The organism is Quatrionicoccus australiensis (genome assembly GCF_020510425.1).
Lineage (GTDB): Bacteria > Pseudomonadota > Gammaproteobacteria > Burkholderiales > Rhodocyclaceae > Azonexus > Azonexus australiensis_A.
Window position 1 is genome coordinate 3,293,035 of sequence record NZ_JAHBAH010000001.1, and the last position, 22,797, is coordinate 3,315,831.

Annotated in this window: 25 protein-coding genes; 11 read left to right on the forward strand and 14 right to left on the reverse strand. The window is 62.0% G+C overall.

Translation table 11 applies throughout. The features are described 5' to 3' along the window. Window positions 1-39: 39 nt before the first annotated feature. The 3 genes from KIG99_RS15795 to KIG99_RS15805 all read right to left on the reverse strand — a co-directional run bounded on the left by KIG99_RS15795 (window position 40) and on the right by KIG99_RS15805 (window position 3,060). The gene (locus KIG99_RS15795; RefSeq protein ID WP_226461013.1) at window positions 40-1,284 is read right to left on the reverse strand and encodes a nucleoside recognition domain-containing protein; all 1,245 of its coding nucleotides are present in this window, start codon (window positions 1,282-1,284) and stop codon (window positions 40-42) included. Window positions 1,285-1,379: 95 nt separating this feature from the next. Continuing rightward, on the reverse strand, window positions 1,380-2,102 hold the full coding sequence (locus KIG99_RS15800) for a L,D-transpeptidase family protein (protein WP_226461014.1): 723 nt from the start codon (window positions 2,100-2,102) through the stop codon (window positions 1,380-1,382). Window positions 2,103-2,253: 151 nt separating this feature from the next. Next, entirely contained in the window at window positions 2,254-3,060 is an 807-nt protein-coding gene (locus KIG99_RS15805) for an alpha/beta fold hydrolase (protein WP_226461015.1), read from the reverse strand. A 171-nt stretch (window positions 3,061-3,231) separates the two neighbouring features. On the opposite strand from KIG99_RS15805, the gene KIG99_RS15810 reads away from it, so the two are divergent. Genes KIG99_RS15810 through KIG99_RS15835 form a run of 6 tightly spaced genes read left to right on the forward strand, consistent with a single transcriptional unit; the run spans window position 3,232 to window position 8,793 of the window. Then, window positions 3,232-3,873: a DedA family protein gene (locus tag KIG99_RS15810; RefSeq protein ID WP_226461016.1), complete on the forward strand. Its 642-nt coding sequence runs from the start codon at window positions 3,232-3,234 to the stop codon at window positions 3,871-3,873. Next, window positions 3,873-4,577 (forward strand): hypothetical protein, encoded by a 705-nt coding sequence (locus KIG99_RS15815; RefSeq protein WP_226461017.1) that lies wholly within the window; start codon window positions 3,873-3,875, stop codon window positions 4,575-4,577. Before KIG99_RS15810 ends, KIG99_RS15815 begins: the two co-directional genes overlap by 1 nt. Next, window positions 4,574-5,221: a phosphoribosylglycinamide formyltransferase gene (gene purN, locus KIG99_RS15820; RefSeq protein WP_226461018.1), complete on the forward strand. Its 648-nt coding sequence runs from the start codon at window positions 4,574-4,576 to the stop codon at window positions 5,219-5,221. The genes KIG99_RS15815 and purN overlap by 4 nt, the downstream gene beginning before the upstream one ends. A 6-nt stretch (window positions 5,222-5,227) precedes the next feature. After that, window positions 5,228-6,205, forward strand: coding sequence for a DUF3108 domain-containing protein (locus KIG99_RS15825; RefSeq protein ID WP_226461019.1), 978 nt, complete (start codon window positions 5,228-5,230; stop codon window positions 6,203-6,205). 60 nt (window positions 6,206-6,265) lie between these two features. After that, window positions 6,266-7,528 carry an RsmB/NOP family class I SAM-dependent RNA methyltransferase gene (locus KIG99_RS15830; RefSeq protein WP_226461847.1) on the forward strand — a complete coding sequence of 421 codons (1,263 nt, stop codon included), beginning with the start codon at window positions 6,266-6,268 and terminating at the stop codon, window positions 7,526-7,528. After that, window positions 7,525-8,793, forward strand: a complete 1,269-nt coding sequence (locus tag KIG99_RS15835; RefSeq protein WP_226461020.1) for a mechanosensitive ion channel family protein — start codon at window positions 7,525-7,527, stop codon at window positions 8,791-8,793. Before KIG99_RS15830 ends, KIG99_RS15835 begins: the two co-directional genes overlap by 4 nt. Before the next feature lie 39 nt (window positions 8,794-8,832). On the opposite strand, the gene KIG99_RS15840 is transcribed toward KIG99_RS15835, so the two are convergent. From KIG99_RS15840 to KIG99_RS15860, 5 genes are all read right to left on the reverse strand, one after another. Then, complete coding sequence (locus KIG99_RS15840; protein WP_226461021.1) at window positions 8,833-8,979, reverse strand: hypothetical protein; 147 nt, start codon at window positions 8,977-8,979, stop codon at window positions 8,833-8,835. 195 nt (window positions 8,980-9,174) lie between these two features. After that, window positions 9,175-9,354: a hypothetical protein gene (locus KIG99_RS15845; RefSeq protein WP_226461022.1), complete on the reverse strand. Its 180-nt coding sequence runs from the start codon at window positions 9,352-9,354 to the stop codon at window positions 9,175-9,177. Continuing rightward, entirely contained in the window at window positions 9,354-9,503 is a 150-nt protein-coding gene (locus KIG99_RS15850; protein ID WP_226461023.1) for a hypothetical protein, read from the reverse strand. Before KIG99_RS15850 ends, KIG99_RS15845 begins: the two co-directional genes overlap by 1 nt. Window positions 9,504-9,612: 109 nt before the next feature. Next, a complete protein-coding gene (locus KIG99_RS15855; RefSeq protein WP_226461024.1) occupies window positions 9,613-11,049 on the reverse strand; it encodes an ATP-binding protein in 1,437 nt (478 codons plus the stop codon). Beyond that, complete coding sequence (locus KIG99_RS15860; protein ID WP_226461025.1) at window positions 11,036-11,740, reverse strand: winged helix-turn-helix domain-containing protein; 705 nt, start codon at window positions 11,738-11,740, stop codon at window positions 11,036-11,038. Before KIG99_RS15860 ends, KIG99_RS15855 begins: the two co-directional genes overlap by 14 nt. 119 nt (window positions 11,741-11,859) lie before the next feature. Here KIG99_RS15860 and KIG99_RS15865 point away from each other — a divergent pair, with 119 nt between their 5' ends. Beyond that, on the forward strand, window positions 11,860-12,351 hold the full coding sequence (locus KIG99_RS15865) for a disulfide bond formation protein B (RefSeq protein WP_226461026.1): 492 nt from the start codon (window positions 11,860-11,862) through the stop codon (window positions 12,349-12,351). Between the two features lie 52 nt (window positions 12,352-12,403). On the opposite strand, the gene rpmG is transcribed toward KIG99_RS15865, so the two are convergent. The 3 genes from rpmG to radC form a co-directional block, all read right to left on the reverse strand. Continuing rightward, window positions 12,404-12,571: a 50S ribosomal protein L33 gene (gene rpmG / locus KIG99_RS15870; protein ID WP_226416658.1), complete on the reverse strand. Its 168-nt coding sequence runs from the start codon at window positions 12,569-12,571 to the stop codon at window positions 12,404-12,406. A 19-nt stretch (window positions 12,572-12,590) separates the two neighbouring features. Further along, window positions 12,591-12,824, reverse strand: a complete 234-nt coding sequence (gene rpmB / locus KIG99_RS15875; RefSeq protein WP_226442900.1) for a 50S ribosomal protein L28 — start codon at window positions 12,822-12,824, stop codon at window positions 12,591-12,593. Window positions 12,825-12,906: 82 nt separating this feature from the next. Then, on the reverse strand, window positions 12,907-13,587 hold the full coding sequence (gene radC, locus KIG99_RS15880) for a RadC family protein (RefSeq protein WP_226461027.1): 681 nt from the start codon (window positions 13,585-13,587) through the stop codon (window positions 12,907-12,909). A gap of 46 nt (window positions 13,588-13,633) precedes the next feature. On the opposite strand from radC, the gene coaBC reads away from it, so the two are divergent. Beyond that, window positions 13,634-14,836, forward strand: a complete 1,203-nt coding sequence (gene coaBC / locus KIG99_RS15885) for a bifunctional phosphopantothenoylcysteine decarboxylase/phosphopantothenate--cysteine ligase CoaBC (RefSeq protein WP_226461028.1) — start codon at window positions 13,634-13,636, stop codon at window positions 14,834-14,836. After that, the gene (dut, locus tag KIG99_RS15890; RefSeq protein WP_226442903.1) at window positions 14,823-15,272 is read left to right on the forward strand and encodes a dUTP diphosphatase; all 450 of its coding nucleotides are present in this window, start codon (window positions 14,823-14,825) and stop codon (window positions 15,270-15,272) included. The genes coaBC and dut overlap by 14 nt, the downstream gene beginning before the upstream one ends. 15 nt (window positions 15,273-15,287) lie before the next feature. Here dut and KIG99_RS15895 read toward each other — a convergent pair whose 3' ends face one another. The 3 genes from KIG99_RS15895 to aceK all read right to left on the reverse strand — a co-directional run bounded on the left by KIG99_RS15895 (window position 15,288) and on the right by aceK (window position 18,880). After that, on the reverse strand, window positions 15,288-15,527 hold the full coding sequence (locus tag KIG99_RS15895) for a DUF2789 domain-containing protein (RefSeq protein ID WP_226461029.1): 240 nt from the start codon (window positions 15,525-15,527) through the stop codon (window positions 15,288-15,290). A gap of 79 nt (window positions 15,528-15,606) precedes the next feature. Beyond that, the gene (gene fumC / locus KIG99_RS15900; protein ID WP_226461030.1) at window positions 15,607-17,007 is read right to left on the reverse strand and encodes a class II fumarate hydratase; all 1,401 of its coding nucleotides are present in this window, start codon (window positions 17,005-17,007) and stop codon (window positions 15,607-15,609) included. A 100-nt stretch (window positions 17,008-17,107) separates the two neighbouring features. Next, a complete protein-coding gene (gene aceK / locus KIG99_RS15905) occupies window positions 17,108-18,880 on the reverse strand; it encodes a bifunctional isocitrate dehydrogenase kinase/phosphatase (RefSeq protein ID WP_226461031.1) in 1,773 nt (590 codons plus the stop codon). A gap of 207 nt (window positions 18,881-19,087) precedes the next feature. Here aceK and KIG99_RS15910 point away from each other — a divergent pair, with 207 nt between their 5' ends. Together KIG99_RS15910 and icd are read left to right on the forward strand one after the other, a co-directional pair. Further along, window positions 19,088-21,325, forward strand: coding sequence for an NADP-dependent isocitrate dehydrogenase (locus KIG99_RS15910; RefSeq protein WP_226461032.1), 2,238 nt, complete (start codon window positions 19,088-19,090; stop codon window positions 21,323-21,325). A 169-nt stretch (window positions 21,326-21,494) separates the two neighbouring features. Next, window positions 21,495-22,739, forward strand: a complete 1,245-nt coding sequence (icd, locus tag KIG99_RS15915) for an NADP-dependent isocitrate dehydrogenase (RefSeq protein ID WP_226461033.1) — start codon at window positions 21,495-21,497, stop codon at window positions 22,737-22,739. Window positions 22,740-22,797 lie beyond the last annotated feature (58 nt).

Sequence of the window (22,797 nt, forward strand, 5' to 3'; positions counted from 1 at the left end):
TATTTCCTTGTCTGGCCTTGGGGAGCGGTCCTTGTCGACTCAGTGGTAAAAGGCGTAGCCGATGAGAATGGCCCCGACCAGCCCGACCGCATCCGCAATCAGCCCGCAGGCCAGTGCGTAGCGGGTTTTCGTGATGCCGACGCTGCCGAAATAGACGGCGAGTACGTAGAAGGTGGTTTCGGTCGAGCCCTGGATGATGGCGGCGAGTTTGCCCGGGAATGAATCGACGCCGTAGGTCGTCATGACGTCCACCATCAGGCCGCGGGCGCCGCTGCCGGAGAGCGTCTTCATCAGGCCGACCGGCAGGGCGGGAACGAAGTCGGCATTGAGGCCCAGCGCCAGGACCAGGCTGCGGATGCCGCCGATCAGGTAGTCCATGCAGCCGGTGCTGCGAAAGACCGAGATGGCGACCAGCATCGCGATCAGGTAGGGAATGATCTGCACGGCAACGCCGAAGCCCTCCTTGGCGCCGTCGACGAAACTCTCGTAGGCATCGATGCCCTGCCAGGCGGCGACGCCGACGAAGAGCACGATGATGGCGACGATGATGCCGCTGCCGAGCAGGCCGATGGCCTGTGCCATTTGCTCGGGCGGCAGGCCGCCCAGCCAGGCGTAGAGGCCGCCGAGCAGGGCCGCGAAGCCGGCGAAGAAGGCAAGCACAGGGCGGCAGAAGAGGTTGATGCGTTGCCACAGCGCCACCGCGACCAGCCCGGCGCAAAACGAGAGGAAGGTGGCGAGCAGGGTGGGCAGGAAGATGTCGGCGGCGTTGAAGCCGATCAGGCCCTGCTTGAGCGCCAGGCTCTGGCGAATGGCGATCACCGAGGTCGGGATCAGCGTGATGCCGGCCGTGTTGAGCACCAGGAACATGATCATCGGGTTGCTTGCCGTGTCCGGCTGCGGATTGATTTCCTGCAGTTCGCGCATGGCCTTGAGGCCGAGCGGCGTCGCTGCGTTGTCGAGGCCGAGGATGTTGGCCGAGACATTCATGACGATGCTGCCGCTGGCCGGGTGGCCGGGCGGGATGTCGGGGAAGATGCGGCGGAACAGCGGTGCGATGAGTCGGCCGAACAGCTGGATCAGGCCGCCGCGCTCGCCGATTTTCATGATGCCCAGCCACAGGCTCATGACGCCGACCAGGCCGAGCGAGACTTCGAAGCCGGTCCGGGCGCTGTCGAACAGGCCGGCGAGGACGCGCGAAAAGACATCCAGGTCGCCCTGGAGCAATTGCAGCAGCGCCGCGGCGAAACCGACCAGAATGAAGGAAATCCAGACGCGATTGAGCAAGTTCGTTGCGGCCTTATTCCGGGGGAATGCGGCCAGCCGGGAAATGGAAAGCACGCAGTCTAGCGGTCCGGCCGCCGCCTGTCATCGCAAGCGCCTCAGGGTAGCGCCCAGGCGGCGCGGAAATGCGCGTATTCGGCTGCCGGCAGCTGGACGAGCAGCGGCGCCGCGGCGCCGTCGAGCCAGGCGCAGATTTCGCTGATCTCGGCCAGTGCGCCGGCTGTGCAGCCGGCGGTCGGCACGCCGGCCGCTTGCCAGACGTGCAGGAAAATGCAGGAGCCGGCCCCGGCGAGCGGTTCGGGGCTGTTGTGGGCGATCACCGCACCGATCGCGTAGCGTTCATCGGCGCGTCGCATGTCTTCATGCGAGGCCCAGTCACATGCCGAATTTTCAGCCAGGTCGACAAACCGGTTGTAATGCGCCGATGCCGGATCGTCCACGCATTTCAGGTCAGGGGTTGCCGCACGATAGGGTAACCGGGCGCTGCGGGCGAAAGCGGTTTCCGGGCCGGCATAGCCGAACAGTTCGCTGATCGCGAAAATCCCGGCCGGTGCGCAGCCATCGCCTTCCCGCTTGTGCGGTCCCGGACGGTCGACCGCGTCATGCAGGCCAATTCCCCAGGCCATCCCGCTCCGTCCAAGGCTGACCGGGATGCGGGCGCCAAGTGCTTGCCAGGCGGCGTACTGGCCTGGTCGGGCATAGCGCTGCAATTCGCCTGTCGAGCGGGTCCAGTCCTGTGCTACGACGACCAGCAACTGGCTTGAGTTTGCCAGAGGCGAAGGCGTCGGCGGTGTGGCGTGGTCGGGGGCTGGAGTATCCATGGGCGCTGTCAAATTTGGGGCGCCGGTGTTTGCCGGCGTGCTGGATTCTACCCATGCCATGGCGGGGGCGTCACGCAGCAGCTGGTGCGCCGATATTGCCGCCTTTCATGCATGCACCGGCATTTTGCCGCTGCCGTGGCGAGAATACGGCCTACTCGTGGATAAACGCGCTGAGAGCCTCGATTACTTTGGTCGGGGCGCTGATGTGCGGCAAATGACCATCCGCATCAATAAGCTGCAACTGGCTACCCGGTATTTTCATGTTCAGATACTCGGCAATTGCCAAAGGGACCGCGTTATCGTGCATCGTCTGAATAATGAGCGTAGGTTGCGCCAGCTTGCCGATTTCATTCCGGTAATCGGATTGCAGGATGGAACAGAGTACGGTGAGCATGCGATCGGCCGGGATGGACTTGAGCGAGTCGGCAAACTGATTGGTCAGTTCCGGTCGGTCCGGATTTCCCATCATGGCTGGCGCAAAAGCATCCGCCCAGGTTTTGCTGTTGGCGGCAACCCGGTCATAGATTGCATCGATATCCTTCAACGTGAAACCACCGCGATAGGTTTCATCATCGAGATAGTGGGGAGACGAGCCGATCATCACCACCCTGGATACGAGTTCGGGGCGGTTGATGGCGGCCAGTGCGCAAACCATTCCGCCGGCCGAGTGTCCGACCAGAATGGCATCGCGTAATTTCAATGCAACACAGACTTCAATCAGGTCGGTTGCATACTGGTTCAGGTTCAGATAGTGGTGCTGGGAAAACGCCTGCGGATCGGAGTTGCCGGCGCCAACATTGTCCAGCAAGACAATCCTGAAGTCGCTCATGAACGGTGCAGCCACTTCTCGCCAGGCATGTTGGTCGGTGCCCAGGCCATGCACGAAGACAATGGCGCGTTTTGCGGTCAGGTTGCCGGTCAGCGTGACATGGTTTCGCTTGATTGGGTCGATGGGCATGGTTAAAGCCAATTGGCATTTTGCGGGGTTGCGATTTAGGCAATGCCGTCCCGAATTAAGTTCAGCGTTGCGTCAAGAATAAGCCGGGGCTTTGGCTGGCCGTGAGCGCAAACGGAAGTTGCTCCCCCTTGGGGTAAAATCGCAGCCTTCATCCTCATCCGGCGTATCCGCATGGAATTTCTCGCGCAGTTCATCGATATCGTGCTCCACCTCGACAAGCATCTCGCCTTGCTGGTGCAGCAATACGGCTTGTGGATCTATGGCATTTTGTTTTTCATCGTCTTTGCCGAAACCGGTTTTGTCGTGACGCCTTTCCTGCCCGGCGATTCGCTGCTGTTCGTGGCCGGGGCGCTGGCGGCGCTGGGCGAGGGCGGCATGGATATCTTCGTGCTGATCGGCGTGCTGTCGGCGGCGGCGATACTCGGCAACATGCTCAATTACCAGATCGGCCGCTTTTTCGGGCCCAAGGTGTTCCATTGGGAGAACTCGCGCTTCTTCAACCGCAACGCGCTGATCAAGACGCATGCCTTTTATGAAAAGCATGGCGGCAAGACATTGGTGCTGTCGCGTTTCCTGCCGCTGTTCCGGACCTTTGCGCCCTTCGTGGCCGGTATCGGTGCGATGTCCTACGCCAGATTTACCCTTTTCAACCTGATCGGCGCGATCGGCTGGGTTGTTACGCTGTGTGCTGCCGGTTACTGGCTGGGCAATATCGCCTGGGTCAAGGCCAACCTGTCGCTGATCATCATCGGCATTGTCGTGTCTTCCCTGGTGCCGATCGGTATCGGTTACCTGAAAACCCGGGAAGCCTGATGCGCTGGCTGGTCATCCTGCTGGTGCTCAGCCTGTCGGCCTGTTCGACGCGCCTGGGCAAGGATGGCCGGACCGAGACGACGGTCGACGCCAAATATCTGATCAAAACCGAGGTCGACCGGATCGCCGATACCGGGCGTGCCGAGGTCATGGGCGGCTTGATGCTGATTGCCGACAAGCTCTACAAGCGCAATCCCAAGGAATGGAAAAAGGCGGGGCTGGCCAGTCGCGAGGCGGCGCTCGAGCGCCTCAGCCTGCGCAACCAGCGCAGTTGGCCGGAACTGGCCGGGGCGCGCGAAGGGCCGGCGGCGGCGCTGGCTTTCAGCGAGACGTTCAGTGGCGACCGGGTCGCGGCGCTGATGTTCGGGCTGTTGAGCATGGCCGATGCCGCCTTCGAGCACAAGGAAGAGTTCTACATCCTCGACGGCCTGAACGAGATCAAGCTCTACAACTGCGCCCGCAACATGGAGGTGGCGATCTGGAAGCTCGGCCACGACAGAAATCCGGCGGGTGAGCCTTATCTGTTGTCGAACGAGCTTGATGCGGCCAACCGCAACCTTTCCTTCGAGCGCGAGTTCGGGCGTCTGATGGGCATTCTCGATTTCATGGCCAAGGTCGTTGCCGACCGCAATGGCCGCAATTTTTCCCGGCTGACCCAGACGGTGGTCGGCACGATCTTTTTACCGGTGAGTTTTTTGAAATGAAGAATATCGTCATCCTGATTTCCGGCCGCGGCAGCAACATGGAAGCCCTGATCGCCGCCCGCGATGCCGGCAATCTGCCGGTCAACATCGCAGCCGTGATCAGCAACCGGCCGGATGCCCAGGGGCTGGAGACGGCGAAAAAAGCCGGTATCGCCACGCACTATCTCGACCACAAGGCCTTTGCCGGGCGCGAGGCTTTCGACGCCGCGCTGGCCGAATGCATCGATGGCTTTGCGCCGGATCTGGTGGTGCTGGCCGGCTTCATGCGTATTCTCAGCGAGGGTTTCGTGCGCCATTACGAAGGCCGGCTGATGAATATCCATCCTTCGCTGCTGCCGTCCTTCCCCGGCCTGCATACGCATCAGCGGGCGCTGGAAGAGGGCGTGCGCATCCACGGCTGCACCGTGCATTTCGTCACGCCGACCCTCGATCACGGTCCGGTCATCATCCAGGCCGCCGTGCCGGTCCTCGATGCGGACGACGAAGATGCCCTGGCGGCGCGCATCCTGGTGCAGGAGCACAAGATCTATCCGCAGGCCGTGCGCTGGTTTGCCGAAGACCGCCTGCGCCTGGAAAACGGCCGTGTACGTTTGTCGACCGCCCTGGCTGGCAGCGGCGTGCTGATTTCGCCCGAGATTCGCTGAGCCGCAATGCCCTTTGTCCTGGTCGTCGCATTTGCCGGTTCCTTGGCGCTGCACGCCCTGGCCTTGTTCGGCGCCGATCTTGAACTTCCCGGCAGTGAGCCCGAGCCGCTGGTGCTGCATGCCGAGCTGCGCATGCCCTTGCCGCCGCCCGCCGTGCCGGATCCGGTGCAAGCGGCGCGTGAGAAAAAGCCGCGGCCGCTCAAGAAAGTACCGCTGACCCGTGCCGCACCGGATGCCGTGAGCTTGCCGCCAGCGCCCGAGCTGATGCCGGTGGTGGAGACGCCGCCGGAGGAGCAAGCGCCCGAAGTGTCGACGTCGCCGCTGCCGACCGAGCCGCTGCTGCCGGCCAGTGGCGCGATCCGCTATGCCATCTACAAGACCTCGATCGGCATGCAGGTCGGACGCGCCGAGCATCGCTGGGAGTTTGACGGCGAAGGACATTACCGTCTGACGGCCTTTACCGAAACCAGCGGCCTGGCGGCGTTGATCAAGCCGGTGCGGGTTGATATGGAAAGTCAGGGACGACTGGTCGCCGGTGGTTTGCAGCCGGAAAGCTATCGCACCCGCAAGCAACGTGGCGACGAGGAAAATGCCGATTTCGACTGGTCGACCGGTCAGGTTCGCCTCAGTCGCGATGGCGGCGTTGCCAGCATCGTGCCGGGGACGCAGGACCTGCTGTCGCTGATCTACCAGCTGGCCTATCTGCCGCGCCCGGAGGAGGGCAGCAGCATCGGTGTCGTCACCGGCCGCAAGTACGACCGCTACGAACTCGACTCGCTCGGCGAAGAGTTGATCGAGGTGCCGGTCGGGCAATTCCGTACCCTGCATTTGCGCGCCGTGGCCGGTAATACGATGACGGAAATCTGGATAGCGCTCGATGACTCGCGCTTGCCGGTTAAAATTCGCTTTACGGATAAAAAGGGCGACAGCTTCGAGCAGGTCGCTACAGAAATTGCAATGAAGGCCAAGGTGGCACTCCCATGAGTCTTTCGTTGCCCGGCGCGGCCGGGTTCAGCGAATGCCGGCCGTCGAATTAGGAAAATGATGAAAGCTCGCTTTACGCCCGCCCTGTTTGCCCATGCCGAAGCTGTGATCGGCCAGTTGCTGCGCTTCGAACATCCGGCCGATGCCGTTGTCTCGCGCTACTTCCGCGATCATCGCGAACTGGGTCATGCCGACCGCGCCTTCGTTGCCGAGACGGTCTTCGCCGTGCTGCGCCGCGGCCGCAGCCTGGAAGCACGCTGCGCCGGCCAGTTGTCGGATCGTCACCTATTGCTCGTCGCGCTCGCCGTGACGCGCGGCTGGAACCAGCGCGAACTGGCGCCGGTGCTGCGCGCCAACGAGGAAGAATGGCTGGCTGCCGCCCGCGCCATGCCGGACAGCGAATTTTCGCCGGCGGTGCGCTGCGACCTGCCGGACTGGCTGTACAACAAGCTCGAAGCCCAGTTCGGGGCCGAGGAAACGGAAAAGCTGGCACACGCGCTGAACCAGCCGGCACCGCTCGACCTGCGCGTCAATACGCTGAAGACCAATCGCGATGCGGTGCTCGCGCGCTTTGCCGAAGAAGGTATCGGCGCCGCCGCCGGGCCGCTCTCGCCGACCGCCATCCGTCTGCGCGAAAAGCCGGCGCTGGCCAAGCATGCGCTGTTCCTCGAAGGCGCTTTCGAAGTCCAGGACGAGGGTAGTCAGTTGCTCGGCTACCTGCTCGAACCGCGCCGCGGCGAGATGGTCGTCGACTTCTGCGCCGGTGCCGGCGGCAAGACGCTGCTGCTCGGCGCGCTGATGAAGAACACCGGCCGTCTCTACGCCTTCGACGTGTCCGACAAGCGCCTCGTCAAGCTCAAGCCGCGCCTGGCGCGCTCCGGCCTGTCCAACGTGCATCCGGCCCGCATCGAGCATGAGCGCGACCAGAAGATCAAGCGCCTGTCCGGCAAGGCCGACCGCGTGCTGGTCGATGCGCCGTGTTCCGGTCTCGGCACCCTGCGCCGCAATCCCGACCTGAAATGGCGGCAGAGCGAGGAATCGGTCGCTGAACTGACCGTCAAGCAGGCCGCCATTCTCGATTCGGCAGCGCGCCTGGTGCGTCCGGGCGGGCGTCTGGTTTATGCCACCTGCAGCCTGTTGACCGCTGAGAACGATGCGATCGTCGCGGACTTCCTGGCCAAGCATCCGGAATTCACGCTGACGCCGGCGTCGACCGTGCTGGCCAAGCATGGTATCGAGTTCTCCGGCGACCTGCTGCGCCTGTTGCCCAACCAGCACAACACCGACGGCTTCTTCGCCGCCGTTCTCGACCGGAAAGCATGATGCAGAAAAATCCGGCGCTGCAGCTGTTCAATGATCTTTGGTCGGATATCAACGAGCCCAATTTCATCTGGCAGGTGCTCGCGCTGATCGGCTGTCTGGTCGTTGCCTACGTGATTGCGCACTGGTGGCGCAGTCGTCACACCGAAGGGGCCGGGCGCCTGAGTGATGCCGGTTCACGCCTGGTTTTTCCGCTCACCGGCATGATCCTGGTCGGCGCGGCGCGCCTGGCATTGAAGCCTTTCTTTCACGTCAATCTGCTCAAGCTTGCCTTGCCGCTGCTCGGTTCGATGGCCCTGGTGCGCAGCGTCATCTTCGTGCTGCGCCAGGCCTTCCCGCGCGCCACCTGGCTGACGGCCTGGGAGCGCATCATCGCGGCTGTGGTGTGGAGCTGGCTGGCGCTCTACATCACCGATCTCGCACCCTATGTGGTCGACGCGCTGGAGCAGGTCGATTTCGCGATCGGCAAGCAGCGTGTCGATCTGTGGATGATCCTGCACGGCCTGATCACCGTCTTCCTGACCGTCGTTCTCGCCCTCTGGGTGGCCGGCATCATCGAAGCCCGCTTGATGCGCATCGATACGCTGGACTCCAGCCTGCGCATCGTCGGCATCCGCGTCGCCAAGGCGCTGCTGACCGTGCTGGCCATTGTCTCCAGCCTGTCGCTGGTCGGCATCGACATGACGGCGCTTTCGGTGTTTACCGGAGCGCTCGGTGTCGGGCTTGGTTTCGGCCTGCAGAAAATCGCCAGCAACTACGTTTCCGGCTTCATCATCCTGCTCGACCGTTCGATCCGCATCGGCAACATCATCCAGGTCGGCAGCGAGGGCGGTCAGGTCACCCAGATCACGACGCGCTACACCGTGCTCAAGCATCCGGGCGGTACCGAGTTCATCGTGCCCAACGAAACGCTGATCGGCAGTGTCGTGCAGAACCAGACCTATTCCGACAGCAGCTTGCGCCTGACGACAACGGTGGGGGTTGCCTACGACAGCGATATCGAACTGGCGATGCGTCTGATGGTCGATGCAGCCAGCGCACAGGCGCGCGTGCAGAGCGAGCCGCCGCCCAAGGTTTTCCTGACCCAGTTTGCCGATAGCAGCATCAATCTCGAACTCGGCTTCTGGATTCAGGATCCGGAAGGCGGCAAGGGCAATGTCGTTTCCGACATCAACCTGGCGATCTGGAAGTCCTTCCGCGCCCACGGCGTCGAGATTCCCTTCCCGCAGCGCGACGTGCGTATCGTCAACGAAAAAACGGCGGCCTGACCGGTAGACCGGTGGCCGCCGTGCCTGGCCGCAGCCGTTTCAGATCAACGGCTGCAGGCTGCGTTCGAAGGCGCGCAAGGCTCTTTCCTTGCGCTGCTTGTTGATCGCCCGCGTGGCATGGGCGATGCGCTGGCCGAGCTTGTCCAGCTTGAGAAACTTGCCGACCTTGCTTTTCGTCTTTTGCATGCTTGTCTCCTTCGTGGATTGCAGACGAAATCACTCTAGCAAGCCACCGGCAGCCTGTTTGTCCTGTTTTTTGGCGCCTTTGTAACGCTGGCTGACTGGCTGACTGGCTGCCGGAGAGGCAAAAAAAACCCCGCCACGTGGGCGGGGTAACAGGGAGTTTCTCGAATGGGGGATTCGAGAGGGAGGTAAAGCGGTTCAGTGTTTCGTGCGGTGCTTCAGGTAGTGGCGGGCTGCGGCAATGATTACGCCGGCGGTGATGGCGGCGGCAATCGCTTTCAGCGGTTCCGCCTGGCCTTCGGTAAGCCAGTCATAGCCGGCAACACCGACAAACACGCCGAGTGTTTCGCTGACTGGCAGGCCGTTGCCCAAGGCCATCAATGCACCCGGCAGGCGGAGCTCAGGTTTTGTTGTGCAGGTGCGTTTACCAGGCCAAAGAAGTGCTGGCGGGCGGCGGCGATGAATTCTTTGATGTTCGTGTCGAGCATTTCGGGGTTCTCCTCTTGCGGGTCTTGCTGCTGATCCATGGCTTGCATTCTAGGGAAGGCAAGCCATGGCGTCTGTTGCGCAAGCGTGGCCACGATGTGACGTGGCTTGATGCTCCATGACACTTTGTAACAGGCGGCGGGAGATCGCCTACTGGTGGGCTTTCCAGGCCAGCGTGAAGCGGGCGCCGCCGAGTGGCGCCGCCTCGGCGGTAGCCGTGCCGCCATGCAGTTCAAGCACGCGTCGGGCAATCGCCAGACCCAGGCCGTAACCGCCGGTCGAGCGGTCACGCGAGCGGTCGAGGCGGGTGAAGGCGGAGAAGACGTGGTCGCGCTCTTCCGGCGGAATGCCGATGCCATCGTCGTCCACGTGGATCAGGATGCGCTCGCCATCGACTTCGGCGCTGACCACAATTTGCCGGCTGGCGTACTTGAAGGCATTGCGCAGCAGGTTGCGCAGCGCGTAGGGCATGGCTTTCCGGTCGAGGTCGACGTTGAGCTTTTCTGGCAGTTTTTCGGTGTCGACCGTAATCTGCAGTTGGCGGCCAAGCAGGCGGACGCTATCGACTTCGTCGGTCAGCCAGGCGCCGAACTGCACGCTGGAGAAATGCGGCTGCGGTGCTTCGCGTTCGAAGCGGGCATAGGTCAGGCTGGTGTCGATGAGGTGATCGAGTTCGTCGAGGTCGGCCTCCATCATCCCCCACAGGCGTTCGCGCTCGGCCGTTTCGTCGGTCTCGGTGAGCATTTCGAGCGCGAAGCGCATGCGCGCGATCGGCGTGCGCAATTCGTGCGAAATGCCGCAGGACAGTTCGCGGTGCGTCGCGAGCAGTTGCTGGACGCGCTCGGCCATGCTGTTCATGGTGTCGGAAAGCGGCGCGATGAGTTGGCTGATGGCCGGCGGCGAGCGGGCGTCGAAATTGCCGTCGCCGAGATCGCGTGCGGTCTGGCGCAGTGACTCGAGGTCGCGCCAGATCGGGCGCACCCAGAACCATAGCGCGATGCCGAAAATGACGCCGATCAGGCTCCAGGTCAGCAGGCGCAGGCGCAATTCGAGCGGCAGGCGTTCCGCCAGTTCGGGGTTGCGGTTGGCAGCCAGCGGGCCGACCACGAGCACCTGGCTGCTGTTGCCGAGGCGGTGATACATGATGTCGCCGTCGTGGTCGATGGCGATGTCACCGGCGTCGAGCTTGCTGACCTGGGATGGGGTCAGGCGGCGGTCGAGCGACATGCGCTCAACGATGTCGAGCTTGTACGAGAACTTTTCGTCGAGTTCTTTGATGTTGCGCTGCCAGGTCGCGCGCGGATGGCGAAAGAGTTCGTCCTCGATCAGCGTGATCGTGCCGCGCATGAAGCGGCGGGCGTAATCGTCGGTGATGCCGCGTTGCGCGGTGGAAATGATGAAATCGGCCGTGAACGCGATGGCGACAAAGGAGCCCATCGCCAGCAGGTAGAAGTTGAAGAACAGCTTGGACAGGCTGTAACGGCCGCCCCGCCAGCGTGGCAGCGAGACCCGGAATAGCGAGCGGGCAAGCCCCTGGCTGTTTTCGCTGCTGTCCTTGCCGTTGCCCGGGGTCTCAGTTCCAGTCATGTTTGCTGAACAGGTAGCCCTTGCCGCGTACGGTCTTGATCCGGGTCGGATTTTCCGGATCGTCATTGAGCTTCTTGCGCAGGCGCGAGATGCGGGCATCGATCGAGCGGTCGAGGCCGTCAAAGCCGATGCCGCGTAGTTCCTGCAGCAGGTCGTCGCGCGACAGCACGTTGCCGGCATGCGAGGCAAGCAGCCAGAGCAGGTCGAATTCGGCGGTGGTCAGGTCGATGGTGGTGCCGCCCAGCGAAGCGGTGCGGGTGGATTGACTGATCCGGAACTGGCCGAAGACCATGGTTTCGGATTCGTCGCTGCTGCTTTCGCTGGTGGCTGGCCGGCGCCGGAGCAAGGCCTTGATGCGGGCCAGCAGGACACGTGGCTGCACCGGCTTGGCGATGTAGTCGTCGGCGCCCATCTCGAGGCCGAGAATCTGGTCGAAGTCCTCGTCGCGCGCGGTGAGCATCAGGATCACGCCGCGGTACTGCTGGCGCACGGCGCGGCAGACTTCGAAGCCGTCCTTGCCGGGCAGCATGACGTCGAGAATCACCAAGTCCGGCTGTTCGGCCAGGATGCGGGTTTCGGCGGTGTCGCCGCGCGGTTCGATGGAGACCTGGAGATCGTTCTTGGTCAGGTATTCGGCGGTCAGTTCGGCCAGCCGTTCGTCGTCTTCGACTAGGAGGATGCGTGTATTCATTCGCCAATCTTAACGGCGGGGCGGCCGGTGGTCCACCTCCATGCGGTCAACCGCACTGCCAAGGGCTTTTTTGCCGGGTTAGAATCCGGGCTCGCATCAACTTTACTGGAAGCCTTGTTATGCCTTGGTCCAAAGTGCCCGTCCGGGCCTGGTTTGCCGCCTTGTCGCTGGGTTGTTTCGGCCTCGTCGCGGTCGGTATGGAATTACAGAATCTGCTGCATCTGGCGCCGTGCCCGCTGTGCATCTTTCAGCGCCTGCTTTATCTGGTGATTGGTACGCTCGCCTTGTTCGGCTTCGCTTTGCCGGCTGCTCGTCCGCTATGGACGGCCCTGATTGCCGTGATTGCCCTTCTGGGTGTCGGCGTTGCCGGCTACCAGACCTGGATGCAGGCTTTTCCCGAACTGGCCAGCGAATGCAGCTATGTCGATCCGAACCTGATCGAACGCTTTGTCGATTGGCTCGGCATGCAGTATTCGCCGCTTTTCCTGGCGACCGGTTTCTGTTCCAGCAAGGAATGGGTGTTCCTCGGCCTGTCGATGGCCAACTGGTCAGTGCTGATGTTTGCCGGTATCGCGGCTTACGCTGCCTTGCTCTTCCGGCGCCGGGCCTGAAAAAACAAAACCCGCCGAAAGGCGGGTTTGTCGAAAGCTGGAGGATGCCGAATTACTTCAGCTTCACTTCCTTGTAAGCAACGTGCTTACGGGCCTTCGGGTCATACTTGTTGAACTCCAGTTTGCCAGGCGTCGTGCGCTTGTTCTTGGAGGTGGTGTAGAAGTGTCCGGTACCAGCTGTAGATTCCAGCTTGATTTTTTCGCGTCCGCCTTTAGCCATTTTACTTATCCTTCCTTAATCAGACTTCGCCGCGGGCACGCAGGTCGGCCAGAACGGTATCGATACCATTCTTGTCGATCAGACGCAGACCGGCGTTGGAAACGCGCAGGCGGACGAAGCGGTTTTCGCTCTCGACCCAGAAGCGGCGATACTGCAGATTCGGCAGGAAGCGACGCTTCGTTCTATTGTTGGCGTGGGAAACTTTGTTCCCAACCATCGGGGCTTTACCCGTTACTTGGCAGACTCGCGCCATGATTGGTGCTCCAGAATTCGCTAGAAGAAAGCCCGCGATTTTACGAATAAGCCACGGTAATTTCAAGTACTTTTTGCTTTTTCTATAAAAGGCCGCGCTCGGCGAAGGAGAGTGGCTGCTGATTGCCGGCCACAATGAAGTGGTCGAGCAGCCTGACATCGACCATGGCAAGCGCCTCCTTGAGGGAGCGGGTGAGCATTTCGTCGGCGCGCGACGGCTCGGCGACGCCCGATGGATGGTTGTGGGCGAGGATGACGGCGGCGGCATTATGGGCGAGGGCAATCTTGACCACTTCGCGGGGATAGACCGAAGTCTGGGTCAGCGAACCGGTGAACAATTCCTCTGCTATTAGTAGACGATTCTGCGCATCGAGCCACAGTGCCATGAATATTTCGTGCGGTTGGTCGGCCAGCTTGAGGCGCAACCAGTCGCGGACCGCGCCGGGGGCGGACAAGGTGTCGCGCTGCGCCAGTTCCTGGGAAAGGGCGCGCCGGCTCAGTTCGAAACTGGCTTTGAGCTGCGCCGCCTTGGCCTGGCCGATGCCCGAGACGCTGGCCAGTTCCTTCAGCGAGGCTTCGGCCAGGCGGCTCAAATGGCCGTCGAAACGCTTCAATAAATCGCGCGCCAGATCGACCGCGCTTTTGCCGCGCACGCCGACTCTTAAATAGATGGCGAGCAGTTCGGCATCGGAGAGCGCTTGCGGGCCATGCCGCAACAAACGTTCGCGCGGACGTTCGGCGAGGGGCCAGTCGGTGATCGACATGCTAATTCCAGTAAAATGGAAAGGCTCTCATTCTAATGGCAAGACAATGGAATTAAATGCAAAACGCATAGTTCTTGGCGTGACCGGTGGTATCGCTGCCTACAAGGCGGCGGAACTGGTTCGTCTGCTGGGCAAGCAGGGCGCCGACGTGCAGGTGGCGATGACCGAGGGCGCGACGCACTTCGTGACGCCGACCACTTTTCAGGCCCTGTCCGGCAAGCCCGTGTTTACCGACCAGTGGGATCAGCGTATGCCGAACGCCATGGCGCATATCGATCTGTCGCGTGCGGCCGACCTGATCCTGGTGGCGCCTGCTTCGGCAGATTTCTTGGCGCGCATCGCCAACGGTTTTGCCGATGACCTGTTGTCTACCATGGTGCTGGCGCGGGCTTGCCCGCTGCTCGTGGCACCGGCGATGAATCTGCAGATGTGGCAGAACCCGGCGACGCAGCGCAATGTCGCGCAACTCGCCGCCGATGGCGTGCAGTTGCTCGGTCCGGCCAGCGGCGAGCAGGCCTGCGGCGAAGTCGGGGCCGGTCGCATGCTGGAGCCGGAAGAGATTCTTGAAGAGGTGATCGCCTTCTTCACGCCCAAGGTGCTGGCCGGGCGCAAGGTGGTGATCACCGCCGGGCCGACCTTCGAGGCGATCGACCCGGTGCGCGGCATCACCAACCTGTCCTCCGGGCGCATGGGCTATGCGCTGGCGCGTGCTGCGCGCCAGGCCGGGGCGCAGGTGACGCTGGTTTCCGGGCCGGTCGCTTTTGCCGCGCCACAGGGCGTCGACCGTATCAATGTGCGCAGCGCGCTCGAAATGCACGCGGCGGTGATGGGCGCGGTCGGCACTGCCGACATCTTCATCGGCGTTGCCGCGGTGGCCGACTACCGTGTGGCGAATGCTGCCGAACACAAGTTGAAGAAGGATACGGGCGGCATTCCGCCGATTGAACTGGTCGAAAACCCGGACATCTTGGCCGAAGTCGCTGCCTTGCCGGCGGCGCCGTTCTGCGTCGGCTTCGCGGCGGAGAGCCGCAATCTTGAAGAGTATGCGCAGGCCAAGCGCAAAAAGAAGAATATCCCGCTGATTGCCGGCAACCTGATCCAGGACGGCTTTGGCGGCGATGACAACCGGCTTGTCCTGTTCGACGATGCCGGTGTCCATCCGCTGACGCCGGCGCCGAAATCGGTGCTGGCCCGTCAACTTATTGAACACATTGCCCACATGACAGGAAACACCGATGCACACGATTGACGTCAAGATTCTCGACAACCGCCTGCGCGACACGCCGCCGCACTACGCAACGCCCGGCTCGGCCGGCCTCGACCTGCGCGCCTGCATTGCCGAACCGCTCACCGTGGCGCCCGGCCAGACGACGCTGGTGCCGACCGGCATGGCCATCCACCTCGCCGATCCCGGCCTGGCGGCGATGATCCTGCCGCGCTCAGGCCTCGGTCACAAGCACGGCATCGTGCTCGGCAACCTGACCGGGCTGATCGACAGCGATTACCAGGGCGAGTTGATGGTGTCGGTGTGGAATCGCGGTCAGACCGAATTCACGCTCAATCCGCTCGATCGCATCGCGCAGATGATCATCGTGCCGGTGCTGCAGGTCGGCTTCAATATTGTTGACGAGTTCGACGCCAGCAAGCGCGGCGAGGGCGGTTTCGGCAGTACCGGCCACGCCTGAGCGAAATTTTCTGCTTTAGTGCGCCGGGTGCAGCGCCGCGTTCAGGTGGTCGATGACTTCCGCCCAGTCGGCATCGACCAGGATTTCCTCGCGCAGGAAGGTGGCCTGGGCCGGGCTCCAGAACGGCGCATCGGCGAGGCGGGCCGGTTCGGGCAGCGGGCCGTGCGTTTCGATGAAGCGCGCGATGTCCGCATCTTCCGACGGCAATCCCAACTGGGCGAACAGATTGCGCATGCTGTGGCTGTGGGTTTCCATGGCTGACCTCAACTTGATTGTTTGCGGTGGCGGCCGAATCTGGCCTGCTGCGGGTTGGAGTCCGGTCCGCCGGCAAAGTTCATGACGAAACTGGCGGCCTAGCGGTCGACGCGGGCTGCAGCATGTTTTCCGGGCGCACCCATTGTGCGTACTCGGCGGCCGTCAGGTAGCCGAGTGCCAGCGCCGCTTCTTCCAGCGTTGACGCGTCGCGCTGCGCCTTCTTGGCGATCTCCGCCGCCCGGTCGTAACCGATATGCGGCGTCAGCGCCGTGACCAGCATCAACGAGCGTTGCAGCAGCTCGGCAATGCGTTCTCGGTTGGCCGTGATGCCGCGCGCGCAGTGCTGCTCGAAGCTGCGCATGCCGTCGGCGAGCAGGCGGACGCTGAAGAGAAAGTTGTGGGCGATCAGCGGCTTGCAGACATTCAGTTCGAAATTGCCGGCGGCGCCGCCCATGCCGATCGCCACATCGTTGGCCATGACCTGGATGCAGGCCATGGCGAGCGCCTCGCTTTGCGTCGGGTTCACCTTGCCGGGCATGATCGAGCTGCCGGGCTCGTTTTCGGGCAGGGCAATTTCGCCCAGTCCGGCACGTGGACCGCTGGCCAGCCAGCGGATGTCGTTGGCGATCTTGGTGAGTGCCACGGCCAGTACCTTGAGGCCGCCATGTACGGCGACCATCGCATCGTGCCCGGCCAGAGCGGCGAACTTGTTGCCGGCGCTGGTGAAGGGCAGGCCGCTGCACTGTGCCACGTCGGCCGCAACGCGCGCCCCGAATTGCGGGTGCGTATTGAGGCCGGTGCCGACTGCCGTGCCGCCCACGGCGAGCGGATAAAGCGCCGGCAGTAGCGCATCGAGCACGCTCTGCGCCTGGTCGAGTTGCGCGACGTAGCCGGAAAATTCCTGGCCCAGGGTCAGCGGCGTTGCGTCCTGCAAATGCGTGCGGCCGATCTTGATGATGCTGGCGAATTCGCCGGCCTTGGCATCCAGCGTGCGGCGCAGGGCAGCCAGCGCCGGCAGCAGTTGCTGCACGATGCCGGTCGCCGCGGCGACATGCATGGCGCTTGGGAACATGTCGTTCGAGGATTGTCCGAGATTGACGGCGTCGTTGGGGTGAACCGCCTGCCCGAGTTGCTCTCCGGCAAGGCGGGCGAGCACTTCGTTGACGTTCATGTTGGTCTGCGTGCCGGAGCCGGTTTGCCAGACGGAGAGAGGGAATTCGGCGGCGTATTCGCCCCGTGCCACGGCATCGCCAGCGGCGGCGATGGCGGCGGCTAGTGCCGGCGGCAGCAGGCCGAGTTCGCCATTGACGCGGGCGGCCGCGGCCTTGAGCAGGGCGAGGGCGCGGATCAGTTCCTCCGGCATGCGTTCGCGGGAGATGGCGAAATGCTGCAGCGAACGCTGCGTCTGGGCGCCCCACAGATGCTCGGCGGGAACCTCAATGGCGCCGAAGGCGTCGTGTTCGGTGCGGGTGTTGCGCATGGCTGACCTCGCTTTCTCTTTGCTAAGAGGAGATTGCCGGCCGGAGGTTCAGAAATCGTGCTTTTTTACCGGTCGACCGTCTGGAACGGCCGTTTTTCGCCTAGTCAGCTTCCGGCGGGGTGTTGCAGAAGCGCAGTTCTTCCGGGTAGGGGAAAAAGTCCTCGACGTGGCCGGCGCGGATCTTCTCCTGCGCTTCCTGCCAGAATTTTGCTGAGAGCAGGTCCTTGTGGTGCTTGTGGAAGATCTTGCGCAGGGTCGGCGAGGCGAGCAGGAAGGTGGCGAATTCCTCGGGGAAGATGTCGTTCTTCGCCACCGGATACCAGACCTCGCCCGACATCTCGGTCTCGAAGTCGGGTGCCGGCGGGATTTTGCGGAAGTTGCAGTCGGTCATGTACTCGATCTCGTCGTAGTCGTAGAAGACGACGCGGCCGTAGCGGGTGACGCCGAAGTTCTTCCACAGCATGTCGCCGGGGAAGATGTTGGCCTGGGCCAGTTCGCGGATGGCGTTGCCGTATTCACGGATCGCGTGCTCGAGGCCGTCGATGTTGTTGCTGCGCTCCATGCGGTCGAGATGGATGTTGAGCGGCTCCATGCGGCGTTCGATGTAGAGGTGCTTGATGATCAGCTGGTCGCCATCCACCTCGAAACAGTTCGGCGCCAGTTTCTGCAATTCGGCCAGCACTTCGTCGTCGAAGCGCTTGAGCGGCAGCAGCACGTTGGAAAACTCCAGCGTGTCGGCCATGCGTCCGACCCGGTCGACCTGCTTGACGAGCAGGAATTTCTTTTTCACGGTGGCGCGGTCCATGTTCTTCGAGCTGCCGAAGACATCCTTGATCAGCTTGAAGACGTAGGGGTAGGAGGGCAGCGTGAACACCAGCATGACCAGGCCGCGGATGCCGGGCGCCATGATGAACTTGTCTTCCGAGTGGCGCAGATGGTAGATCAGGTCGCGGAAGAACATGGTTTTGCCCTGCTTGCCGAGGCCGAGCATGATGTACAGCTCGGAGCGCGGCTTGTTGGGCAGGATGGAGCGCAGGAACTGGACGTAGCCGGACGGCACTTCCATGTCGACCATGAAATAGGCGCGCGACAGCGAAAAGAGCAGGCCGATGCGCCAGGCGTCGAGCAGCACGGTATCGATGAAGAGCCGGCCGTTCTCGTCGTGCAGGACGGGAATGGTGAAGGGGTACTCGGCGGCGCCGTTGATCGCCTTGCCGATGATGTAGGCGGCCTTGTTGCGGTAGAAAGCGGAAGCGAGCACCTGAATCTGGAAATTCACCTCGCGTTGCGGCATGCCCTGCAGGAAACGGCTGATCGCCTGATAGACGCGATTGACGTCGCGCTCGAGATCGGCAAACGGCCGGTGCCAGTTGAAGTCGGCAATGATGCTGGCGACCGCGCCGCGCAGGCCGTCCGCCTTGGCGTAGTAGCTGCGGTAGGTCGGGTCGGTGTCGGCCTCGATGTTTTCGGTCGACAGCGTCGGGCGGACGAAAATGAAATCGTTGTGATAGTAGTTGCGGTCGAGAATCTTGGTCGTCACCGAGTTGAAGAAGGTCTCGGCCAGTTCCGGCTGCTTGTGGTTGAGCAGCAACCCGATGTAGAGCAGCTTGATCTGCTGCCAGGTTGGCTGGTCGATGTGGCTGGCGTCGAACTCGTCGCGCAGGCGCTCGACGCATTCATCGACGCGGTCGTCGTAGAAGCGGATGCGCTCCTTGACGGCGAGCTGTACGCCGGGCCAGTCGGCTTTTTCAAAGCGGACCTTGGCTTCCTGGCTGGTCGCGCGAAACAGCGAGTAATGCTTGTTGAAGCCCTGGATCAGGGCGAGCGCGATCTGGTGGGCGTTGGTGCCGTAGAGGCCGACCGCAATTTTCATTTTTGTCTCCTGACTTTGCCCGAAATTCTAGCATTTGGCATGCGCGCTGACGGCTTGCCGGGCACGCTGGCAAGCCGTTTGGGCGGTGTCAACGTTGACTGCCATGCGGCAGGCAAAGGATACTCTTCGTTTTGTCGCTGTAAGTATGGCGAAAGGGGGACGGCGTACATTCGTCCCGGTAAATCTAACCTAATACGAGGGGGTAGCATGGCTGCAGGGAAGTCAAAGATCATTTACACGCTTACGGACGAGGCGCCGCTGCTGGCGACCTGTGCCTTTCTGCCGATCGTTCGCACGTTTGCCGCCCCGGCCGGGGTCGAAATCGAGAAGGCCGACATCTCCGTGTCCGCCCGCGTTCTGGCCGAATTTCCGGAATGCCTGACCGAAGAGCAGAAGGTTCCCAACACCCTGGGCGAACTGGGCAAGAAGTGCCTGCTGCCAGATACCAATATCATCAAGCTGCCGAACATCTCGGCATCCGTCGCCCAGCTCAAGGCCTGCGTCAAGGAATTGCAGGAAAAGGGCTACGCCATCCCCGATTACCCGGAAATGGCCAACACCGACGAAGAAAAGGCGCTCAAGGCCCGTTTCGGCAAGTGCCTCGGCTCTGCCGTCAATCCGGTCCTGCGCGAAGGCAATTCCGATCGCCGCGCGCCGATGGCCGTCAAGAATTACGCCCGGAAGCGCCCGCACTCGATGGGCGAATGGAAACAATGGTCGCAGACCCACGTTTCCCACATGGAACACGGTGACTTCTACCACGGCGAAAAGTCGCTGACCCTCGACAAGCCGCGCGAAGTACGCATGGAGCTGATCGCCAAGGGCGGCAAGACCACCGTTCTCAAGCCGAAGCTCTCCCTGCTCGAAGGCGAGATCATCGACTCGATGTTCATGAGCAAGAAGGCGCTCTGCGACTTCTACGAGCAAACGCTGGAAGATTGCCGCGAATCCGGCATCCTGTATTCGCTGCACGTCAAGGCGACGATGATGAAGGTCTCGCACCCGATCGTCTTCGGCCACTGCGTCAAGATCTACTACAAGGACGCCTTCGCCAAGCACGGCAAGACCTTTGACGAACTGGGCATCAACGTCAATAACGGCATGGTCGATCTGTACGAAAAGATCAAGACCCTGCCGGAATCCAAGCGCGACGAGATCATCCGCGACCTGCACGCCTGCCAGGAGCACCGTCCGCGTCTGGCCATGGTCGACTCGGCCAAGGGCATCACCAACTTCCACTCGCCGAACGACATCATCGTCGACGCCTCCATGCCGGCCATGATCCGTCAGGGCGGCAAGATGTGGGGCGCTGACGGCAAGCAGTACGACAGCAAGTGCGTCATGCCGGAATCGACCTTCGCCCGCATTTACCAGGAGATGATCAACTTCGTCAAATGGCATGGCAACTTCGATCCGAAGACCATGGGCACCGTGCCGAACGTCGGCCTGATGGCCCAGCAGGCCGAGGAATACGGCTCGCACGACAAGACCTTCGAAATCGCCGAAGACGGCATCGCCAACATCGTCGATAACGCCACCGGCGAAGTGCTGCTGACGCAAAACGTCGAAGCCGGCGACATCTGGCGCATGTGCCAGGTCAAGGACGCGCCGATCCGCGACTGGGTCAAGCTCGCCGTCACCCGTGCCCGCCAGTCCGGCATGCCGGCCATCTTCTGGCTGGATGCCTATCGTCCGCACGAAAACGAACTGATCAAGAAGGTTCAGAAATACCTCAAGGATCACGACACCACTGGCCTCGACATCCAGATCATGTCGCAGGTCCGCGCCATGCGCTTCACGCTGGAGCGTGTTGCCCGCGGCCTGGACACCATCTCGGTGACCGGCAACATCCTGCGCGACTACCTGACCGACCTGTTCCCTATCATGGAACTGGGCACCTCGGCCAAGATGCTGTCCATCGTACCGCTGATGAACGGCGGCGGCATGTACGAAACCGGTGCCGGCGGTTCGGCGCCGAAGCACGTGCAGCAGCTGACCCAGGAAAACCACCTGCGCTGGGATTCGCTCGGCGAGTTCCTGGCCCTGGCTGTTTCCCTGGAAGAGCAAGGCATCAAGGACGGCAACAAGCGCGCCATCCTGCTCGCCAAGACGCTCGACGCTGCTACCGGCAAGCTGCTCGACAACAACAAGTCGCCGTCGCCGAAGACCGGTGAGCTCGACAACCGCGGTTCGCAGTTCTACCTCGCCATGTACTGGGCGCAGGAACTGGCTGCGCAGACCGAGGACAAGGAGCTGGCCGATCATTTCGTCAAGCTGGCCAAGACCTTGACCGACAACGAAGGTCAGATCGTTGCCGAAATGAAGTCGGTGCAGGGCAAACCGGTTGATATCGGTGGTTACTACAAGGCCGATGCCGAGAAGTGCAAGGCCGTGATGCGTCCGAGTCCGACGCTGAACGCCGCGCTGAAAGCTGCACGTATTTAAGCTGGCAGGCCCCGACCGGGGCTTGTTCCTGACTTGAAGCAAGGGGAGAAATGGCTGCCATTTCTCCCCTTTTTGTTTCATAATCGCCGGCACGATCTGCCATGGCGAAGCCAGCAGCGGGAAGCTTCTTCCCGGATCAACGCAGCCGAAAACAATTCAAGGAGTGGTCATGACATCCCACATCAGGATTCCGCAAGGTGGTGAAAAAATCGTTGCGGGGCAGGCGATCCCGGACAATCCGATCATTCCTTTCATCGAAGGTGACGGGGTAGGCATCGACGTCACGCCGGTCATGATCAAGGTCATTGATGCAGCGGTCGACAAGGCCTACGGCGGCAAAAAGAAGATTCACTGGATGGAAGTCTATGCCGGCGAGAAATCGACCCGCCTGTATGGCCCGGATGAATGGTTTCCCGAGGAAACCTTCGCCGCGCTGAAAGAGTATGTCGTCTCGATAAAAGGGCCGATGACAACGCCGGTCGGCGGTGGCATCCGCTCGCTCAATGTCGCGCTGCGCCAGGAGCTTGACCTCTATCAATGCGTGCGGCCGGTGCGCTACTTCAAGGGCGTGCCCTCGCCGCTGAAGCATCCGGAACAGACCAACATGGTGATCTTCCGCGAGAACACCGAAGACATCTATGCTGGCGTCGAGTGGTCATGCACGTCGGAGGAGGTCAGGAAGGTCATCAAGTTCCTGCAGGACGAAATGGGCGTCAAGAAGATCCGTTTCCCCTTCTCGTCAGGTATCGGCATCAAGCCGATTTCAGTCGAAGGCAGTTCCCGCCTGGTGCGCGCCGCGATCAAGTACGCCATTGCCAATGATCGCAAGTCGGTGACCATCGTGCACAAGGGCAACATCATGAAGTACACGGAAGGCCTTTTCCGTGATGTCGCCTATGAACTCGCGAAAAACGAATTCGGAGCCGAGCCGATCGACGGCGGGCCATGGTGCAAGGTCACCAACCCGCATACCGGGCGCGAAATCGTCATCAAGGATTCCATCGCCGATGCCTTCCTGCAGCAGGTTCTGCTGCGTCCGGCCGAGTACGACGTAATCGCAACGACCAACCTGAATGGCGACTACATCTCCGACGCGCTGGCGGCCCAGGTCGGTGGTATCGGCATTGCGCCGGGCGCCAATATTTCCGACCAGTACGCCTGTTTCGAAGCAACGCACGGTACGGCGCCGAAGTATGCCGGTCTGGACAAGGTCAATCCCGGTTCGCTGATCCTCTCGGCGGAAATGATGCTGCGCCATCTCGGCTGGAAGGAAGCCGCCAACCTGGTGATCAAAGCCATGGAATCAGCCATCGGCGACAGGAAGGTGACCTACGATTTTGCCCGCATGATGGATGGGGCGGATGAGTTGTCATGCTCCGAGTTTGGTGATGCGATGATCGAGCGGATGTCATAGCCGCTGCGAAGCGGCTATTGCAGGAAGCCCCCGTTCGGGGCCTTCAGACTGCTGACGA

Excerpts from the sequence above, each read along its gene's own strand:
- KIG99_RS15800 (WP_226461014.1), bottom strand. The coding sequence starts at position 2,102 with ATGGATACTCCAGCCCCCGACCACGCCACACCGCCGACGCCTTCGCCT.
- KIG99_RS15805 (WP_226461015.1), bottom strand. The coding sequence starts at position 3,060 with ATGCCCATCGACCCAATCAAGCGAAACCATGTCACGCTGACCGGCAAC.
- KIG99_RS15810 (WP_226461016.1), top strand. The coding sequence starts at position 3,232 with ATGGAATTTCTCGCGCAGTTCATCGATATCGTGCTCCACCTCGACAAG.
- KIG99_RS15815 (WP_226461017.1), top strand. The coding sequence starts at position 3,873 with ATGCGCTGGCTGGTCATCCTGCTGGTGCTCAGCCTGTCGGCCTGTTCG.
- purN (WP_226461018.1), top strand. The coding sequence starts at position 4,574 with ATGAAGAATATCGTCATCCTGATTTCCGGCCGCGGCAGCAACATGGAA.
- KIG99_RS15825 (WP_226461019.1), top strand. The coding sequence starts at position 5,228 with ATGCCCTTTGTCCTGGTCGTCGCATTTGCCGGTTCCTTGGCGCTGCAC.
- KIG99_RS15830 (WP_226461847.1), top strand. The coding sequence starts at position 6,266 with ATGAAAGCTCGCTTTACGCCCGCCCTGTTTGCCCATGCCGAAGCTGTG.
- KIG99_RS15835 (WP_226461020.1), top strand. The coding sequence starts at position 7,525 with ATGATGCAGAAAAATCCGGCGCTGCAGCTGTTCAATGATCTTTGGTCG.
- KIG99_RS15840 (WP_226461021.1), bottom strand. The coding sequence starts at position 8,979 with ATGCAAAAGACGAAAAGCAAGGTCGGCAAGTTTCTCAAGCTGGACAAG.
- KIG99_RS15845 (WP_226461022.1), bottom strand. The coding sequence starts at position 9,354 with ATGGCCTTGGGCAACGGCCTGCCAGTCAGCGAAACACTCGGCGTGTTT.
- KIG99_RS15850 (WP_226461023.1), bottom strand. The coding sequence starts at position 9,503 with ATGGATCAGCAGCAAGACCCGCAAGAGGAGAACCCCGAAATGCTCGAC.
- KIG99_RS15855 (WP_226461024.1), bottom strand. The coding sequence starts at position 11,049 with ATGACTGGAACTGAGACCCCGGGCAACGGCAAGGACAGCAGCGAAAAC.
- KIG99_RS15860 (WP_226461025.1), bottom strand. The coding sequence starts at position 11,740 with ATGAATACACGCATCCTCCTAGTCGAAGACGACGAACGGCTGGCCGAA.
- KIG99_RS15865 (WP_226461026.1), top strand. The coding sequence starts at position 11,860 with ATGCCTTGGTCCAAAGTGCCCGTCCGGGCCTGGTTTGCCGCCTTGTCG.
- rpmG (WP_226416658.1), bottom strand. The coding sequence starts at position 12,571 with ATGGCTAAAGGCGGACGCGAAAAAATCAAGCTGGAATCTACAGCTGGT.
- rpmB (WP_226442900.1), bottom strand. The coding sequence starts at position 12,824 with ATGGCGCGAGTCTGCCAAGTAACGGGTAAAGCCCCGATGGTTGGGAAC.
- radC (WP_226461027.1), bottom strand. The coding sequence starts at position 13,587 with ATGTCGATCACCGACTGGCCCCTCGCCGAACGTCCGCGCGAACGTTTG.
- coaBC (WP_226461028.1), top strand. The coding sequence starts at position 13,634 with ATGGAATTAAATGCAAAACGCATAGTTCTTGGCGTGACCGGTGGTATC.
- dut (WP_226442903.1), top strand. The coding sequence starts at position 14,823 with ATGCACACGATTGACGTCAAGATTCTCGACAACCGCCTGCGCGACACG.
- KIG99_RS15895 (WP_226461029.1), bottom strand. The coding sequence starts at position 15,527 with ATGGAAACCCACAGCCACAGCATGCGCAATCTGTTCGCCCAGTTGGGA.
- fumC (WP_226461030.1), bottom strand. The coding sequence starts at position 17,007 with ATGCGCAACACCCGCACCGAACACGACGCCTTCGGCGCCATTGAGGTT.
- aceK (WP_226461031.1), bottom strand. The coding sequence starts at position 18,880 with ATGAAAATTGCGGTCGGCCTCTACGGCACCAACGCCCACCAGATCGCG.
- KIG99_RS15910 (WP_226461032.1), top strand. The coding sequence starts at position 19,088 with ATGGCTGCAGGGAAGTCAAAGATCATTTACACGCTTACGGACGAGGCG.
- icd (WP_226461033.1), top strand. The coding sequence starts at position 21,495 with ATGACATCCCACATCAGGATTCCGCAAGGTGGTGAAAAAATCGTTGCG.